The 17,078-nt window shown below is 58.2% G+C and carries 15 protein-coding genes and 2 pseudogenes; 5 read left to right on the top strand and 12 right to left on the bottom strand.

What is annotated here, in order from left to right:
* Positions 1-103 (bottom strand): annotated as a pseudogene (locus Q2941_RS46475) (TauD/TfdA family dioxygenase); the annotation flags it as partial.
* A 491-nt stretch (positions 104-594) separates the two neighbouring features.
* Positions 595-1,407: a class I SAM-dependent methyltransferase gene (locus Q2941_RS46470; protein ID WP_458196792.1), complete on the bottom strand. Its 813-nt coding sequence runs from the start codon at positions 1,405-1,407 to the stop codon at positions 595-597.
* A 959-nt stretch (positions 1,408-2,366) separates the two neighbouring features.
* Between Q2941_RS46470 and Q2941_RS46465 the strand changes: the two genes are divergently transcribed.
* From Q2941_RS46465 to Q2941_RS46450, 4 genes are all read left to right on the top strand, one after another.
* Positions 2,367-3,575, top strand: coding sequence for a pyridoxal phosphate-dependent aminotransferase (locus Q2941_RS46465; protein ID WP_458196791.1), 1,209 nt, complete (start codon positions 2,367-2,369; stop codon positions 3,573-3,575).
* A gap of 100 nt (positions 3,576-3,675) precedes the next feature.
* Positions 3,676-4,341, top strand: coding sequence for a CDP-alcohol phosphatidyltransferase family protein (locus Q2941_RS46460; RefSeq protein WP_458196795.1), 666 nt, complete (start codon positions 3,676-3,678; stop codon positions 4,339-4,341).
* Positions 4,342-4,370: 29 nt separating this feature from the next.
* Positions 4,371-5,525 (top strand): aminotransferase-like domain-containing protein, encoded by a 1,155-nt coding sequence (locus tag Q2941_RS46455; protein ID WP_458196790.1) that lies wholly within the window; start codon positions 4,371-4,373, stop codon positions 5,523-5,525.
* An 807-nt stretch (positions 5,526-6,332) separates the two neighbouring features.
* Complete coding sequence (locus Q2941_RS46450; protein ID WP_458196789.1) at positions 6,333-7,511, top strand: amidohydrolase family protein; 1,179 nt, start codon at positions 6,333-6,335, stop codon at positions 7,509-7,511.
* Between the two features lie 333 nt (positions 7,512-7,844).
* Here the strand turns inward: Q2941_RS46450 and Q2941_RS46445 are convergent, their stop codons facing one another.
* Together Q2941_RS46445 and Q2941_RS46440 are read right to left on the bottom strand one after the other, a co-directional pair.
* On the bottom strand, positions 7,845-8,942 hold the full coding sequence (locus Q2941_RS46445; RefSeq protein ID WP_458196788.1) for an NAD(P)/FAD-dependent oxidoreductase: 1,098 nt from the start codon (positions 8,940-8,942) through the stop codon (positions 7,845-7,847).
* 9 nt (positions 8,943-8,951) lie between these two features.
* A complete protein-coding gene (locus tag Q2941_RS46440) occupies positions 8,952-9,302 on the bottom strand; it encodes a hypothetical protein (RefSeq protein WP_458196787.1) in 351 nt (116 codons plus the stop codon).
* Between the two features lie 243 nt (positions 9,303-9,545).
* On the opposite strand from Q2941_RS46440, the pseudogene Q2941_RS46435 reads away from it, so the two are divergent.
* Positions 9,546-10,513, top strand: a pseudogene (locus tag Q2941_RS46435) (IS481 family transposase).
* 551 nt (positions 10,514-11,064) lie between these two features.
* On the opposite strand, the gene Q2941_RS46430 reads toward Q2941_RS46435, so the two are convergent.
* The 8 genes from Q2941_RS46430 to Q2941_RS46395 all read right to left on the bottom strand — a co-directional run.
* Positions 11,065-11,388, bottom strand: coding sequence for a DUF1045 domain-containing protein (locus tag Q2941_RS46430; RefSeq protein ID WP_458196794.1), 324 nt, complete (start codon positions 11,386-11,388; stop codon positions 11,065-11,067).
* A 209-nt stretch (positions 11,389-11,597) separates the two neighbouring features.
* Positions 11,598-12,332, bottom strand: a complete 735-nt coding sequence (gene phnL / locus Q2941_RS46425) for a phosphonate C-P lyase system protein PhnL (protein WP_458196786.1) — start codon at positions 12,330-12,332, stop codon at positions 11,598-11,600.
* A 14-nt stretch (positions 12,333-12,346) separates the two neighbouring features.
* Positions 12,347-13,126 (bottom strand): phosphonate C-P lyase system protein PhnK, encoded by a 780-nt coding sequence (gene phnK / locus Q2941_RS46420; RefSeq protein WP_458196785.1) that lies wholly within the window; start codon positions 13,124-13,126, stop codon positions 12,347-12,349.
* Positions 13,123-13,917: an alpha-D-ribose 1-methylphosphonate 5-phosphate C-P-lyase PhnJ gene (locus tag Q2941_RS46415; protein ID WP_458196793.1), complete on the bottom strand. Its 795-nt coding sequence runs from the start codon at positions 13,915-13,917 to the stop codon at positions 13,123-13,125. Before Q2941_RS46415 ends, phnK begins: the two co-directional genes overlap by 4 nt.
* Positions 13,918-13,978: 61 nt before the next feature.
* A complete protein-coding gene (locus Q2941_RS46410; RefSeq protein ID WP_458196784.1) occupies positions 13,979-15,166 on the bottom strand; it encodes a carbon-phosphorus lyase complex subunit in 1,188 nt (395 codons plus the stop codon).
* The gene (gene phnH, locus Q2941_RS46405; RefSeq protein WP_458196783.1) at positions 15,163-15,759 is read right to left on the bottom strand and encodes a phosphonate C-P lyase system protein PhnH; all 597 of its coding nucleotides are present in this window, start codon (positions 15,757-15,759) and stop codon (positions 15,163-15,165) included. Before phnH ends, Q2941_RS46410 begins: the two co-directional genes overlap by 4 nt.
* A complete protein-coding gene (phnG, locus tag Q2941_RS46400) occupies positions 15,756-16,229 on the bottom strand; it encodes a phosphonate C-P lyase system protein PhnG (protein ID WP_458196782.1) in 474 nt (157 codons plus the stop codon). The genes phnH and phnG overlap by 4 nt, the downstream gene beginning before the upstream one ends.
* Before the next feature lie 25 nt (positions 16,230-16,254).
* Positions 16,255-17,078: alpha-D-ribose 1-methylphosphonate 5-triphosphate diphosphatase (locus Q2941_RS46395; RefSeq protein WP_458196781.1), on the bottom strand; the 824-nt coding region annotated here is incomplete at its 5' end.

Here is a 17,078-nt window from a genome sequence, read left to right as displayed (position 1 = left end):
ATCAATGGTGGCCCGACGAACGACGCGATGTTGGTCGCCGTAATCGTTGATCGCATAATGTTGCGTGGTCCCAGATCGCGACATCACCCGCCTTCCAGCTCCAGCTGCTTATCTCGACCTGCCGCCGCCCCTCCAGGGGTTTCAGCGCCGATGCGCGCTGCGCGCTTGATGACATCGGCACGCGGAATGACGCGAAGCGCTCCTGCTCGGCGTCATCGACATGCCGAAATTTTGGGATGAGCATCGACGAAGGTCATATTAGCGTGCCACATAAGCTAGATTGCGGGCGCAGAAAGGGCCGGGAGATCACGTGATGGTGCTCTTGCGCGGGCCTCATGTTACCGGGCAATCCCTAGCAAGCACCGCGCAAATCGCGGAAACGGGCGCCCGCCGCTCATTTCAACGACATCGGTCATCTTGGAACCTGCAAGGGTAACAACGTGCTCCAAAGACTCTCGTGCTGTATTGTCGCGGATACAACAAGCGCGCGTCGAGACGTAGCCAAACCACCGGGAATGCATCGACAATCTTCCAAACGACTTACTAAGGGCCAAGAGATCCTGTGAGCCTAGGAGCTTGGAGTCCAGAGCGCCTCTAAGGGGAGGCTCTACTCAAGACGATGTCGGTGAGCCATTCAACGGCCACATCGCCTGACGAATTTTGGTGCCGCTCCAGAAGCGCATCGATGTCCTGAGCGATTGCGGCGGCGCCAGATCGATCGATCGCCTTTTTTATATGCGACATGGTATAACAGTAGCCCCGAAACTGATTTGCGGTAACCGTCTGGCACCATTCTAGTTTATTTCGCTCTACCGCTATTAGATCCGAACGCGAACGGAGTTCCGTCTCAAAATCGACTTTCGCGTAGCTGCCGGAAAAATCCGAGTAGTGACCCCGACAATATTCAGGGATATGGCGTTCTTGAAAGCTGTAGAAGTCATCCAGGAATGCACTCTTCCAGTAGCGGTGGTTGTTCTGCAGGAGCAGCAACGTTCCAGAACGCTTTAGCACTCTCGTGGCCTCTTGGTAAAATAGCGGCCTATCGAACCAGTGGGCCGATGTTGCTGCTGTTACAAGGTCGCATGAACGATCTGGCAGCGGGAGGTTCTCAGCAAACCCGACCAGCACCTCGAACCCACCAAACGTGGCTGAACGCTGCTTAGCGATTTCCGCCATGTCCGAGTTCGCATCAACGCAGGTCAACCTCTCAATGCTTGGCATTGACTCCATGAGTTGTCGACTGAAGATGCCGGTTCCGGCACCAACATCCGCGGCTGACCGAATCGGCGCAGGTCCCGCATGATAGCGCGACAGGATGCCAAAGATGTCCTCAGGATATTTGGGTCTATACTCATCATAGCCTATCGCGCGACCATCATAGAGCTCCCATGTAATGGGCTTATTCATGACCACCTCCTTCGTTGAGCACTCAAGGTTACAATCGCCCTCCTGGCACTGTTGGTTCCGGCCGCTTCCGGCACCAAAAAGCAGACCAACCAAAATTATCGCGCAGCCTAGGACGCCGGTCGTTGCCGAAGGCGGCACGAGCGGCGGTATGAGCGCGGCTCCATCGTTTCGGAATTCGTCAGTAGCTGCGAGGACCTGAGATGAGAATAGCAAGCGCCGTACCAGTCGGGACACTCTCGAAGATCGGGCGTCAAATCAACGGCTTCAGCGGATCGAAAGACCGATTGCGATGTGTTAAGCACATCGAAGCAATTGCGACTTGCGTCGGAGATCCGACAGCACCGTTCGCACTGAACACGACATTAGCTGATATAGATGAAGACAGCCAAGGTCGTCTAAGGCGGGACGCGTCTTGCTCGTTACACCTGCGGTGAGCGCTGGCCGCGTAGCGAAGGTGAGCAGCTGCAGCGCTTACAACAAGCTGAAACCACCACCCGATTTGCACTTCACGACGATTGCGTCGCCAGGAGCAAGTTCGATGTCGCTCCTGACTAAAAGAGCCGCAAATCCAGCGTACAAGCCTTGCGCTCTGGTCAACTACCAACGTTAGCAATTGATTGACATGACAAACGCATGGCATTCATTGCCTAATGAACGTTGCAGAGGTCAAGATGTCATTTACAGGGAATCGGCATGCAACATCAACCAATATCTGCGCTCGCTAACGGACCTGATCGAAACGCTGACTCGTCGGCCGCAGAAGGGCTGCGCGATCTGATCTGCTTCAACGCTGACTTCTGCTCCGCCATGTAAGCGCATGGCGCACTCTGTAGTACGATCGCCATGCGCGCGGGGTTTCAACCTGGCGGATAGGTAATATCTGGCGAAGCAGAGTAGCGGCAGCCAAACAGTTCGGATCACCTTCACGAGCTCTACAGTCAGCTGAGGAGTTAGCGCACATGTTGGCGCAACGATTGTCTTTATTTTCAGGTTCGGGCACTGCTGCCGCCCGTGAGGCATCCGAGGCTGCTGCCGCAGCCGGTCGTCAGGTCATCGATCTCGCAGCCGGAGAAGTTATCATCGAGTCACCATTATCGGTGCGCGAGGGAGCGATTACTGCGATCAATGCTGGGGCGAACCGCTATACCGATTCCATCGGTATGCCGCCACTTCGCAAGGCTGTCGCGGAAAAGTTGTCGGCGGAAACAGGCTTCGACTGGAATGCGGACGATATCGTTATCACTGCAGGTGCAAAGCAAGGATTGCTCGACGCTGTCTTGACCGTGATCGATCCGGGTGACGAAGTTATTATCATTCGACCCTGCTGGCCGACATTCCCGTCCCAAGTTCTTCTTGCTGGCGCAAAGCCCGTGTTCGTTGAGGCTCGCCCCCCTACATATATCCCCGACATCACCACAATCCGCGCCGCCGTCACACCGCACACGAAGGCCATTATCATCAACTCGCCGAACAATCCTACCGGCGCAGTTTATGATCGAACGACTCTTCAGGCCATCGGTGATCTCGCAATTAGCTATCAGCTCTGGATCGTCTCCGACGAATGCTACTCCAGCTTCGTATTCACAGGTGCGCACCATGAGTCGATCGTCATGGCGCATCCCGGCGTGCGTTCACGGACGATCCTGGTCAGCGCCTTCTCCAAGGAGTTGGCGATCACCGGTTGGCGCCTAGGTTATTTCGCAGCCCCTCGGGAGATCGTTTCCGCCGCCAAGAAGCTGCAAAGCCATACGACCTCCAATCCCAACGTGATCGCGCAGCACGCAATCCTGCACCACCTCCTGGTCGGTGACGGCAGCTTTGAACGAGCGATGCATCAACGCCTGTCCGTGGCTCGCAACACCGGTCTCCTCATTCTGTCTGATTTGAACGAGGTAGCCACGCCGAGCGCAAAAGGCTCATTCTTCTTTTATCTTGATCTGAGTAGGCTTGTCTCTGGTCTGCCGGTTAGAAGTCCCATTAGATCCGCCGACGATATTGCACGACTGATCCTAGACGAAGCCGATGTGGCATGCGTTGCCGGCACCACCTTTGGTGACGTGAACGGCCTGCGTCTCTCCTTCGGTGCTCCACCAGACCTGATGGAGACCGGACTGCGACGCGTAGTCGAGACGCTGAACAGCCTGAAAGCCAGGCAAGCAGCGGCCTGAACACTCACCAGACGGGCTTGAAGTGCGGATTCCAGTGACGTCTGCTGGCTCGAGGCCTTCAGCGATCTTCCCGTCTGGTAGGGAAAGTTTCGCATTGTCGATGGGCGCCTTGCGCGGCACCTTTCCACTAACTGACAGCCGGAGCAAGGTGATGATCGGGTATCTACGCGACTATGCAAATGCTATCACGGCCCTCGCCTATCTGTTTGCCGTCATCGGGCTGTTCTTGGCCTTCAATGGCAAGATAGAGCTCGGCGTTGCGGCAATGCTCTGGACCTGGTTTCTGGACCATTGGGACGGGCTTGTTGCTCGCAAGACTAGCCATCTTCGCCGTCCAGGTGCCGCGGAATTCGGCAAAAGCTTCGATGGCTTTGCCGACTTCATCCATGGCGTCTTGTTCCCGGCCGCTATCATTATGCTTGTTGGTCGAGCGTCGGCACTGTCGCTCTTCGCCAGTCTCCTCCTGGTTTTGGCGGGTGCGATTAGGCTGAGTTATTTCGAGAACATCGGACTAACCGCTGACGCTCGGTTCATTGGGATTCCGGTTTCGTATGATACCCCATTACTTGCCGTGATGTTGTTGCTCCGACCGCTAATGTCCGGAGAAACATTCGACACGGCACTAGCTCTGCTTTTTACAGTGCTTGCAGTCCTCCACGTGTCCACTTGCGTAAAGGTCCCGGCAATTCGAGGCATCGGCGTTCCGGTCGCCACCGTCGCAGCGATTGCAGTGTCGTTAGCTCTGATGGCCAGGACATTCATATAGCTGGAAGCGCACTGTCTAGGAGGTTCCAAATGAACAATGCTTTTCCAGCGGCGGGAGCCCCACTTCAGAATCATGTTGACGAACGGCTCAACAGCCCGATCGCGCTTAGGCTGAACCCGCCACCGCCAGTGCCACATGTCTTTGATCCCGTCTTCAGCACCGCAACAACCAACATTTTGGCAAGGGAGCCTCTCAGCGAAATTATCGGGCATCATCGTTGGTGCGGAACCGTAAACGACCGGCGAGCTGGTGCTGAATTCTGTGCCTCGCGCCTGGGTTATCAAGCTGACGAAGGGCGCATCGTCCTGACAAGCAGCACACAAAGTACTCTGAACATGCTCATTCCCGGCCTCGTCGGTGCAGGTGGAATGCTAGCCGTGGATGAGCTAACCTATCCGCCGATCAAGGGATTTGCAGCCCGTTACAGTGTAAGCCTGGCGCCGGTCCGGATGGATGACGACGGCATGATCCCGGACGCGCTCCGAAAGGTGTGTCAGATCCATCGTCCGAAAGCGGCGTACCCTCTTTCGACGCTTCAAAACCCGACCACCGTCACCATGTCGTTGGAAAGACGCAAGGAAATCGTCGCGATTGCCAGAGAGTTCGGGGTCTCCATCATCGAGGATGATATCTACAGCCTTATTCCGCGAAATGCGCCGCCACCACTTTCTGCACTTGCCCCAGAAATTTCTTGGTATCTGCTCGGCTTGGCCAAGAGTGTCGCGCCGGGAATGAAGGTAGCCTATGTCGTTGCGCCGTCAAAGGAGGCGGCGGCGAGTCTATTTTGGCCGGGAGTCCGGGCAACCTTTTGGATGACGGCGCCCTTTAGCGCTGCACTCGCCACAGAATTGATTGAGACTGCATCGATAGGAAAGATCCTCGATGCTGTTCGTAGCGAAACCGCCGCGCGGCATACTTTGGTCCGTCAATACCTCACAAAGATCGATCACCGACTTGGGGATGGGGGTCTCCATGTCTGGATGCCAACGCCGCCTAACATAACAAGTACCGATCTAACCATGCGGCTTGAGCAAGCTGGCGTGCTTGTATCGGCGAGCAATGGCTTCACGATTGGTGAAGCGGATGAGCCAAGAGCGATTCGGTTCGGCCTCGGCAACCCATCAGACGACTCAACCCTCGAAAGGGCACTCAGGATCATCTCGGGAGAGTACGACAGATACTGAGCGGCCGTAGGCGCGGCGTCATGGAGATAACAATATGTCCCTAGAGAGCACGACAACGAACCAACTTGCGTCGGGCCAGATGCGCGGGCTCTGTGACGATTTTGATAATCTCGGCTACACTTATCAGTTTGGCCCGAAGTACCCGCCGCGCATTGCAGAACAATTGAGGTCCCGTGCTGCGTGATTGCAAGGGTGGTCGCATCATTGAGGTCGACCCCGTGACCGGCCTGTTCACGCGAAGGCCCGCCGCGGTTTTGGGCTCTAGCTGTCAGATCTTCGCGACCCAGCCGAATGAAGACATGCGGCGGCACGGGGAGTCTCGAACGCCATCCGGCATGCTCGTGCAAGCGGAAGACGGCTCTACTCAATTGGTGCAGGCGCAGCGCGTCCTGGCGCCTGGGGGCGTCCTCGCGATCGTTCAATACAAGAAGGGTACTGCTTTCGCGGATGACCTTCTCTCGGTCATCGACGTAGCACTCCCCGGTTACGAGCGGAGACGGCATTCCAGACCTGAGGGCGGCTACTCAGATATTGCAAGTACGGCCGAGTTAGGCGCCGAAGCACGCCTGAAAGACGGCGAAAAACATTCTCTTTTGCCGAATTATTCGATCGTGAAAGGTTCGAGCATCGTGCGCTGTCGTTCACAATCGTGCAGTAACCGCGAAGGAGAATGTGCCACTCTTTCGGTGTCTCTTCGAAAGCACTGCAACAGAAACGCGCTGAGATGCGTTACGAGACCGAAATCATCACAGCGCGTCGCACCTAGTTAGTAGAACAATCGTCCGTCTGCGGATGGTGGAGATCAGAATGCACTTGGTATTGAGCGGCGCAACATTAATCGATGGACGTGGAGGCAAGCCAGTTTCAAATGCTCAGATCGTTGTGGAGGATGATCGCATAATTGCCGTCGGCTCTGCAGTTGAGTTGACTAAACAAGCTGACGCGAGATTTATAGACCTGACTGGGAAGTATCTTTTGCCAGGCTTCATCAATGCTCACGACCATCTAACAACAAAACGAATTCGCGGCTCGCGGACAGATCGCGCGGGTGCTGATGATGCGCTAATGGTCACGCGGGGCATCCAAAACGCACTAGTAAACCTGCGAGAGGGCATAACAACAGTTCGTGACGCGGGCGCCCCCAGAGGATTGTCGCTGTCAGTCAAATCTGCGATTACAAGATCCGATATCGTCGCGCCTCGCATTCTGGCCGTCGCTCAAGGCCTTACTGAAACAGCGGGCTACGCGCACGAGTTTTTTGTGGAGGTGGATACTCCTCTCGAGGCGAAGAAAGCTGCTGGAACAATGATTAAGCGCGGCGCTGATTTCATCAAGTGTATGGCCAGCATCGAATGGAACCGTGACGAAGACGAGCCATTGAGCGCTGTCAATATGGACGTCGCAACGATGCAGGCCGCTTTCGATCTTGCGCACCACCATAACCGCCGATGCATGGCGCACGCGCTTTGCGGCGAAGCGATCGCAAATGCTGTCGAGGCTGGAGCTGATACCATCGAACACGGCGTATTCCTCAACGCTGCGACCGCAAGGGCTATGTCAAAAAGGGGCGTCGGTCTGGTGCCCACTCTCAGTAACTACAAAGAGCTTCGAAATGACTGGGGACGAGGTCAAGGCATCAGACGTCACAGCGCCAAGATCGTTGAGCGCCACAACATGGGCTTTCGACATGCTCTTGACGCAGGAATCATGGTTGCCTTTGGTTCGGACAGCGTGGGAAATCTGATCGATGAGTGCAGTACGATGCAGGAATGGGGGATGACTCCAATGCAATGCATTGAAGCCGCCACCCAGAACGCCGCAATCCTATTAGGCATCGATGATCAAGTCGGGACTGTTGCTGCGGGAATGGCAGCCGACCTCGTCATTCTCGGTGCAGACCCGATATCAAATATCACGGCGCTTGGCGAGGTGGAGATCGTGATTAAGTCGGGCCGAGTAATAGATCCGGCAATGTTGCCGATATAGTTCCCCAGGGCGAGTGGGGTTGTTGCGACCTGGAGAGATGCCCTATAATCCGGAAGCAGAGGGGCCCGGCTCCTTCCATTCTGTCCTCCTCTCTGACGATCATGATCTTTATTGGCCATGAGGGTAGGCCCTTCGACCGAAATCTCAGGCATCAGAGGCTGCTCCCTCACTCTGTGGTCCTCAGACCCGTCTACGAATGTTTGCCGTCAGCGCTAACCACAGCAAACACGAGAGGTGAATTGCGGAAGCAGCACTTCGAACGAGTGCTTTTACTGATGCCGCGTGAATCCCAGAGTTGCCGGGCCACCTCTTGATTCCACCTGGATCCCGCGATTATTGGTCTATCGGACGATAGAAACGATCGGGCCGAAAGGCGTCGAGCTCCTCAATTAGTGCGCCCGTTGCAATTTCCGTGGTTAACAGTAGCGCGACATACGGGGCAAGCGTGATACCTGCATGCGCAACCGCAACGAATATCCGCTCTTGACCAGGTAGTCGGCCGACAATCGGGTAGCCATCTTTGGAAACGGGACGGATCCCTATCTGCGCGGTAATGGATGCTCCAAAGGAAGGTTCTTTGAGCTCGCCCTTTACCGACAAGACATGCCGCCCGGCAGCCTTGGCCGCTATGCCAGCGTCGCGGAGGTCCGTGCGATCGTGTGCATTGCCGACGATGAGAGACGAACGCCCGTTTGCCCGGAAATGAATATGATTAGCAAAGACAACATGCTCGATCGGTGGACCGAAATACTGTAGCAGGGTAAGCACCTCGGGCATCTCATCAACAAGCGGCGGGCATGCGAGATCTTCAAGGAGAAGATTGATCCCGATGCCACTAGCAAGCACGACTGCATCGACAAGATAGGAAGTACGATTAGTCCACAGCACGACGCCTTGGTTGAGAGGCTCCATTCTAGTACATTTTTCAGAAACGTAGTGGACGAGCCCGTTACCAACGGCAGTGTCGATCACGCACTTTGTGAAATAAACAGAATCGAGCCATCCCTCTTGCGGGACTCGCACAATAACCTCGGGACGCCCGACGATGCTCAGATTTGGCTCAAGGCTTAACGCATCATTTCGTGACAGGTACTCTACCGTTCTTCCCTGTCCCTCGGCCATTTTTGCTGCCTGAAGCAGTTTCTTGTTTTCCCTGGATTTGGTTGACCAACGCAATGTTCCCGTTCTTCTAATGGCGTCTGCCACACCAATCTGACCTGCAAGTTCCGCATGGTAGTCAAGGGCTTCGGACCTGAACTGCATGTAGTCCGAAGTCGCCCCCGTGAAGAAGTTAAGGCAGGCGAAACTTGATCCGGTCGCCCCGGAGCCAGGGGCGGCACCATCAAACAATAGCACGGTCATTTCATTTCTGGCGAGATGAAGTGCCAACGACGCGCCCATCATCCCGGCGCCGACAACAGCGACTAACATCGATTCCTCTCAGCCAGCCATCCGCTTATTGGAGGAGGATGTTCTTGAATCCTGTCTGCCGTATCGTCGTCGATGCAACGCTCCGCGGTAACAGGTATTCGTCGCTGCCCGCGCCCGGCCGGAGAATGTATTGATATCGATGAAGGAATGCCGCACGCCAACATGCGAACTCATCTTGGTCGAGTTGCTGTAATCGAGCGCGACGCCGGCAGGGCCACGCTGACAGAGGTTACACGCCAGGAGGCGCACGAAGCGGCTCTCCGCGTCAAACAGCACCGGCAGTTCAATCAAGTCTGCGACGCGCTCATGCGCTTTCATGAGGAAGAAGAGTTCAAGTCCGGAGCAGGTCTGAACGCGCAACCCCTTCGCAGTGCAGTGTCGATCAGGTCTGTCAGCGAGGACAGATCTCGGTTCATGTTGCATGCCGAATTCCACGTAGGCGCGCTGGCCAGCCCGACCTTCATCAATTGGCAGGTGGCATGTTCCTGTCACCTAGATCAAATGCCAATATTGGTAGTCGACAGGGAACCGACGGAGTAGCGCTAGGTGTTTTGTCCCGGACTTTGATGGTGCATCCTTGTCGCACGATTCGAAGGAAGCGCTATGGGACAAATTTTACACGGCTGCGCCACCACGACGGAGGCAGTCCGTCGAGCAATACAAAATAGTCAAGAGAGCCTGAGAGGCCTAGCCAGGCGCTATGGGATCAACCAGAAGACTGTCGCAAAGTGGAAGCAGCGTGAGTCCGTCGCCGATCTCCCGACTGGCCCCAAGAATGCTAAGTCCACCGTGCTCTCCATCGAGGAGGAGGCGATCATCGTCGCTTTCCGGCAGCATACGCTGCTGCCACTCGACGATTGCCTCTATGCTCTGCAGCCCACCATTCCCCATCTGACGCGGTCTTCCCTGCATCGCTGCCTCCAGCGCCACGGCATCAGCCGATTGCCGGAGAGGTCGAAGGCAGCAGGCCCGCGAAGAAGAAGTTCAAGGCTTATCCGATCGGCTATTTCCGCATCGACATCGCCGAGCTCCAGACCGCCGAAGGCAAGCTCTACCTCTATGTCGCGATCGATCGCACCAGCAAGTTCGCGTTCGTGCAACTGGCGAGGAAGACGGGGAGGACCTCGGCCGCGGCCTTCCTCGAAGCTCTGATTGCTGCTGTCCCCTACGAGATCCACACGGTTCTCACCGATAATGGAATCCAGTTCACCTTCCCACCGCGCTATGCGGACGGCCCGACGGCAAGATACGCGACGCACATGTTCGACATGCGTTGCCAAGAGAACGGGATCGAACATCGGCTGACCAAGATCAAGCATCCCTGGACCAATGGCCAGGTCGAACGCATGAACCGCACGATCAAGGAAGCGACCGTCCAACGCTATCACTACGATCGACACGATCAGCTCGAAGCCCACCTCGCCGACTTCATCAACGCCTACAACTATGCTCGGCGGCTAAAGACCCTGAAGGGCCTCACGCCCTACGAATACATCTGCAAATGCTGGACTTCCCAGCCAGAACGATTCAAGCTCAATCCGCTCCAGAAAATGCCGGGACTAAACACCTAAGGCAACCTCGTTTCTGTCCGCGCCTTTCTAACCGTTCATTCGGAACGACCGAGATGCCGATGACCTGAAGATTGGCGTAGCGGCAACGTGCCTCAGGCATGAGCGCGCGCGAGCCGTTTGCGACGACCGCATGCCCCTGAGCAAGTCATCGTCGATGATGCTAGGAAGACCGTAATTTAGCCAGTGCGGCTCCCAATATCAATATAGGGCCAATGCTCCGCTCCCGACCCGTTTCCGGAATTCGGCGTCCTCGACAGGTTCGTCCTCCTCCCGGCCGAGGCGGGGTGATGACGCGCCGGACGAAGTGAATCCGATGTTCACGTCGGTGACGGTCACTCGCGTCATCGATCAGTGGATCCTTGCCGGCACCACTTTGTCCGATCACTAGGACGAGCTGGCTGCTGAAGCCAGGCTTCGTCATGATGCTGCGCTCCGCTCTTCAATGGAAGGCGCGAATCGACGATGAAATCAGCACCGAGCCGGTCCTGCTCGAAAGGCGTTAGGGCATCGATGGCATAGTCTTCGGTCTTCAGCGCACTGAACAGTATTGCTCAGCCCCTTCCGCGCCCCCGCGATTGCGCCATAGGCGAAAGTTCGTCGGTCAGAGGCATATGGAAGCGAAACCGGGCGAACACATAAGGACTCAACGCGCGCCAGTACGTGGTCTCGATATTGTCGAAAGGATTACCGAGGCGTCCGTACTCCCTTTCGTTCAATTGTTCCCGGAACTGGTCGAATGCCTCAAACGATATGGGAGGCAAACGCCCTAAGCATCGGGAGTTGCCGGAACGAGCACAAAAAAGCTGGAGCGGGCCGAGTGGGTACGGCCAACTCGCTGCGACGAAGTTCGCAAGGGCATTGTCGAGCTCGTCGATTCATCTGCCGGCGGCGAGACGAAACGGCGCCTTGAGCGTCGTATGGAAGCCATAACGACTGGGTCGCAGTCGATCGCGCCTCGATAAGTGGGGCAAAGCTGCGGCACGCGGTCTGGGAGGCGTCTCGTCCCATCCAACGAGCGGCTGCTCGTGTCAGCGGATGCCACCAGCGAGGACTGTACAGATCGCGTGGCGCCGCTCGTCGGACATCAGGCGATAGCCTCCGACGCGGCTGCGGCCAAAGACCGTCTCGTCCTGCTCGCCTTTCCAATCTCGAATAGTCTGTCAGTGACAGTATTCCTTACCTCCTCGTCATGGAAGATGCCTACAATCGCGACACCGCGTGCCTTAGCCTCATTGATGAGAGCGGTGACAACCTTACGATTGGAAGAGTCGAGCGACGCCGTAGGTTCGTCCAGAAGGAGGATAGGATAGTCGACCATGAAGCCACGGGCAATGTTGACACGCTGCTGCTCGCCGCCAGAGAAAGTGGCGGGCGCCAGCGACCAGAGCCGCTTAGGGATGTTGAGGCGAGCGAGCAGCTCCTTCGCCTTCACATGTGCGTCATCTACCCGAACACCAATGGCGATCGCCGGTTCGGTGACGACGTCGATGCTGGCGACGCGCGGGATAACGCGTAGGAACTGACTGACATAACCGATCGTGCGCCGCCGAACCTCAACCACTTCCCAAGGTTCGGCGCTGACGAGGTCGATCGATTCACCGTGATGTTGCACGACGATGGACCCGGCGTTTGGCTTGTAGTTCGCGTATAGCGAGCGCAGCAACGTCGACTTGCCGGCCCCAGAGGGGCCGTGCAGGCAAACGCACTCGCCCGCTTGGACATCAAGCGAGATGCCGTCGAAGACTTCGAGTTCTGCGCCGCCCTGAGTGTGAAGCGTAAATGTCTTCGACAGACCGCCGACGCTGACAAGGATGGTCATGAAGCTGCCTTTGGTTAGACCTGCAACACGGAGGAGACGAGCAATTGCGTATAGGGGTGGTGAGGATCGTCGAGGACCTGATCGGTCAGCCCCTCCTCGATCACCCGCCCGCGCTGCATCACCATCAGCCGGTCCGCGAGCAGACGCGCGACGCCGATGTCGTGGGTGACGACAACAACAGCGATGCCAAGTTCGCGGACGAGGTTGCGCAACAAATCAAGGAGCTTTGCCTGGACCGAGACATCGAGGCCGCCGGTTGGCTCGTCCATCAGTACGAGACGAGGGTGGGTAGCAAGTCCCCGGGCGATCTGCAGCCGCTGCTGCATGCCACCCGAGAACACCTCCGGCAGGTCGTCGATGCGCCGCCCCTCGATATCGACCTTCTCAAGCCATTCCAGCGCCGTTGCGCGTAACGAACCGTAGTGCCGGCCACCAGCAGCCATCAGAGGTTCGGCAATATTGCCGCCAGCAGTGATATCGAGGCGCAATCCGTCGCGCGGGTTCTGGTGGATGAGTGAGACCATTGTCGGCAGGAATTGCGCACGCGAGGCTTCATCCATGGCCCAAAGATCAACGACATAGTCGTCAGAGGCGATCCGGACCATGCCTTCATCCGGCTGGATGTGGCCAGCAATGCAGCGGAGTAGCGTGGACTTGCCTGAGCCGCTTTCCCCGACAATGCCAAGAACTTCACCCTGACGGAGCGAAAACGATACCGCGTTGCAGGCTGATACCCGTCCGAAGGCCTTGAAGAGGCGTTCTGCCCGCAGAATTTCCCTCGCCCTCGGTTTCATGCATCGCTCCTTTCGTCGCGACGTTCGGCGCAATAGGCGGTATCTGAGCAGACAAAGGCCCGGGTACCGCGATCATCGAGGAGGATTTCGTCGAGATAGCTGTCCTGCGCACCGCAGATCGAGCAGCACGCCTCAAAGCGCTGCACTGTGAAGGGATGGTCGACGAAATCGAGGCTTTTGACATCGGTGAACGGTGGGATGGCGTGGATGCGCTGCTCGCGTCCCGCGCCGAAAATAGCAAGCGCCCGGCTACGGTGAAGTTTGGGATTATCAAATTTGGGTATTGGCGTTGGCGAGGTAAGATAGCGTCCGTTGACGATGACTGGATAGTCGCTCGACATGGCGACTTGGCCCAGCCGGGAAATGTCCTCGTAGAGGCGCACGTACATTACGCCGTAGCGCGCAAAGGCATGAATCTTGCGCGCAACCGCTTCCTCCGGAATGAAGCGTCGCATAGGCTCCGGCTGCGGTACCTGGAAGACGATGATCTGATCTTCGGTCAGTGGCCGCTCGGGAATGCGGTGGCGGGTCTGGATAATCGTCGCCTCGCCGGTGCGCTCAGTCGTGGCGACATCAGCGACCTTAGCGAAGAAATGGCGGATCGAGACGGCATTGGTAGTATCGTCGGCGCCCTGATCGATAACCTTCAGCCGGTCGTCCCGGCCCAGAATGCTCGCAGTGACCTGGAGCCCGCCGGTACCCCAGCCGGGTGGAAGCGGCATCTCGCGGCTACCGAACGGCACTTGATAGCCGGGCACGGCCACGGCCTTCAGGATCGCCCGCCGGATCATTCGTTTCGTCAACTCGTCCAGATAGGCGAAGCTGTAGCCGACGGCGTCATCCAAGGGGAGGTCAGTCTCCACAATTCACCTCTGTAATCCGGTCCGCTTCTGGAATAGTCTCGGGACTGGGCTGCTCTCTACGTGCGGCGTACTCCGCCCGCATTTGATCGAGCAACTGCATCTCAGCTTGCAAATCGACATAGTGAGGCAGCTTGAGGTGCTGCACCAAACCAGAAGCTGCGACGCTATCGGAATGTGAGAGGACGAATTCGTCGTCCTGAGCAGGGTGGGCGCCCCTCTCGCCCAGTTCGGCCGAGCGCAATGAGCGGTCGAGGATCGCCATGGAGAGCGCCTTCCGTTCGTTATGGCCAAAGACGAGTCCATAGCCCCGCGTGTAACGCGGCGGCAGAGACCCGTCGCCGGTGGTCAGATGCACTGTCTGACATTCGGTGAGGCGGACCGTTCCGACGCCGACCGGTATGTCAAGTTCAGGGATAGAGAGGACAACGGTTGCGTCACCGTAGCGTAGTTCGGCGATGAAAGGATGATTGCGTCCGTAGCCGCGCATGGTCGAGTAGCAGAGCCCCATGAGAAAGCCCTCGTCTCCGCGTGCGAGCGCTTGCAGTCGCTCGTCCCTTCTGGACGGAAACACCACAGGGTTGCGAGTGATATCGGCGACCTTTCCTTCTTCGTTCGGTCGGGCCTCCTCGACGATGTCTGCTCGCGCCAACACGCCGCAGTCTCTCGTCAACGCGTGAGCCATCGCGTTGGGCTCGGGATCTCTAATGCTACCACCCTCGTTCTTCCCTTCGTCGTCGCCGGCGAGATCGGAAAGATCGTCGCCGCCAACATCTCCCAACAACGCGATATCGAGCAAGCGATGCGTATAGTCGTACGTCGGTCCGAGAAGTTGGCCACCCGGCACGTCCTTGTGTGTTGTCGCGATCCGTCGACGCACCACCATCGCCGCCGCGTCGATTGATTCGGTATAACCGAATCTGATCAGCGTAGTCCGGAACGCCCGCAACAGATAGATTGCCTCAGTGAGATCGCCCTCGGCCTGCTTGATTGCCAGTGCCGCTAGTGACGGGTCGTAGAGCGAGCCCTCGCCCATCACCCGATCGACGGCGAGCGACAATTGCTCGCGGATCTGGTCCACGCCGAGATCGGCGATAGCCGGGTTGCCACGCCGGCGTTTGGCGAGAAGCCGGTGCGAGGCGGCGATCGCGGCTTCACCGCCCTTGATGGAGGTGATCATGGTCCTTCGGCCTTAGTCGAGCGCGGAAGGCCGACGACGGTGCTGTCGTCGGTGAGGAAGATGTCGACGCCCAGGGGATAGCGTGCGGCATTCTCCCGCCAGACTTGCCAGAACCAGTCCGGCAGTCCCTGCGGCGCGAGGGTTGCGGTAGTTTCAATTCCCGGTCCGGAGAGCCGGACGGGCGCCCCGCCGGTCAGCGCGGGCACCTGGAGGACAAGCGTCGTCGAGCGGTCTGGATAGGCCGCCTCGCCCGGATGGAAGCCACTGATAGGCGGCAAGCGACCAGCATCACCAATCAGCGCTATGGCCGCAGCCTTCGGATCGGCAACTTGCGGGGCGTTGGTATGGAAATGAAGGTAGCGGCGGACCGGCTCCGTCGAGAGTGCCGGGTCGAGCCAGATCGGGCAATCCGCGTCGGCGAGCGTCAGAGCAATGGCAGCGAGCGGGCCGCCCATCGGCACCGGCGGTTGGGCTGGACCGGGAAGCGAAACCGGCGTGCCAGGCCGCGACAAGGCCTTCAGGACGCGTCGGAAGGCTGACTGCGACTCGTGAACGGGATCGCGAAAGTTGGGCGCTATCAGATTAGCCGTCATTCGCCGTTGGCCTCCCGCCCCAGCATGAAGAAGTCGACCTTGCTGCGTTCGGTCTCGCGCCAGACCGCTCGCTCCGCTTCACGCACGTATTGGTTGAGCGCGGCGATAATAGGAGCGATCGCACCGATCCCGCCGGCTTGGTCGCGTTGCATCAGCCCGTCGAACAATGCGGCGAGCGCAGCGTGGCGCTTGTTGCGGCCGAGCACATAGGCGACGCCGATTTCGCCCGTTTCGATCTGGAGCGTGCAGCGAGTGACCGTCGCCTCACCAAGATTGAAGACAGCGCCGGTCCGCCCAACCGCCCCCCGCAGCATGGCGGCGCCATATTCCGGTCGACGAATCCATTGGAACTTCGGATGGGCAATGGCTTCCCAGTGCCGCTCCAATTCAACGAGCGGCGCCTTGGCAAGCGATGTCATCCAATCTTGACGGGCACTTCTCTCGCCGGGAGCGATTTGCGTCGCAGACATCTAGCACTTCTCTTTCTCGGCCGCTTCAGAGGACCTGCCGGCCTGCCGTCCAAACCGCGCGGACAATCGGACCGGCCCTGTCGGCCACGCGAATCAGATCGGCACGCTTGCCCGGTGCAATCTCGCCACGATCGGAAAGCCCGAAGGTCTCCGCCGGTCGCAGGGTTCCAAATGCCACCGCTTCGGCAAGCGTCGGCCCATCGGACTGACTCGCGAGGTGCCAGATGGAGCGCAGAATGCTCGCCGGGATGTAATCAGAGCTGATGATGTCGATTAGGCCCTCCCGCGCGAGCTCCCGGACCGAGACATTGCCGCTATGGGAGTGCCCGGCGACGAGGTTTGGCCCACCGACGATGATGGTCATGCCGGCAGCTCGGGCGGCTTTCGCCGCCTCCATTGTGATCGGGAATTCGGAGATGGCGAGTCCAAACCCGACCGCCTCTTCGATATGCGCCGTGCTGCTGTCGTCATGGCTGGCGAATTGCAGCCGACATGCACGGCAGTGCGCGACGAGGCGGCGCCGGTTGTCTTCGGCGCAGTCTCCTGCCGTGCCGAGGGAGAGGATCGCCGCCTCGATATCCGCCGGGGGCGTTTTCTTGCGCCGTTCGAGAAGGCGGAATCGCTCCGGGTCCCGCCTGTCGTCCATGATCGTCACGAACCGGAGTTCGGACCGCTCGGCATGAGCGAGAAAGAGGTCGAGAAGGTCGGGCTCGCGGGCGTCGCACCGCAGGTGGAGCAAGTGATCGACCCTGAACAGACCACACCGGCGCGCTTGGCCGAGCCCCTCCAGCATCAGCGGCAGCAGGCGCTGGCGTTCAGGATCACTCGCTGCCCTGTCTCTTATACACA

This window comes from Bradyrhizobium sp. UFLA05-153, from assembly GCF_054185185.1.
The sequence above is the reverse complement of the archived record's forward strand: the minus strand, read 5'-3'. Positions and strand labels throughout refer to the sequence as shown.

Bases quoted from the DNA above. Each gene is read 5' to 3' on its own strand.
- Q2941_RS46470 (WP_458196792.1), bottom strand. From the start codon at position 1,407: ATGAATAAGCCCATTACATGGGAGCTCTATGATGGTCGCGCGATAGGC.
- Q2941_RS46465 (WP_458196791.1), top strand. From the start codon at position 2,367: ATGTTGGCGCAACGATTGTCTTTATTTTCAGGTTCGGGCACTGCTGCC.
- Q2941_RS46460 (WP_458196795.1), top strand. From the start codon at position 3,676: ATGGGCGCCTTGCGCGGCACCTTTCCACTAACTGACAGCCGGAGCAAG.
- Q2941_RS46455 (WP_458196790.1), top strand. From the start codon at position 4,371: ATGAACAATGCTTTTCCAGCGGCGGGAGCCCCACTTCAGAATCATGTT.
- Q2941_RS46450 (WP_458196789.1), top strand. From the start codon at position 6,333: ATGCACTTGGTATTGAGCGGCGCAACATTAATCGATGGACGTGGAGGC.
- Q2941_RS46445 (WP_458196788.1), bottom strand. From the start codon at position 8,942: ATGTTAGTCGCTGTTGTCGGCGCCGGGATGATGGGCGCGTCGTTGGCA.
- phnL (WP_458196786.1), bottom strand. From the start codon at position 12,332: ATGACCATCCTTGTCAGCGTCGGCGGTCTGTCGAAGACATTTACGCTT.
- phnK (WP_458196785.1), bottom strand. From the start codon at position 13,126: ATGAAACCGAGGGCGAGGGAAATTCTGCGGGCAGAACGCCTCTTCAAG.
- Q2941_RS46415 (WP_458196793.1), bottom strand. From the start codon at position 13,917: ATGATCCGGCGGGCGATCCTGAAGGCCGTGGCCGTGCCCGGCTATCAA.
- Q2941_RS46410 (WP_458196784.1), bottom strand. From the start codon at position 15,166: ATGATCACCTCCATCAAGGGCGGTGAAGCCGCGATCGCCGCCTCGCAC.
- phnH (WP_458196783.1), bottom strand. From the start codon at position 15,759: ATGACGGCTAATCTGATAGCGCCCAACTTTCGCGATCCCGTTCACGAG.
- phnG (WP_458196782.1), bottom strand. From the start codon at position 16,229: ATGTCTGCGACGCAAATCGCTCCCGGCGAGAGAAGTGCCCGTCAAGAT.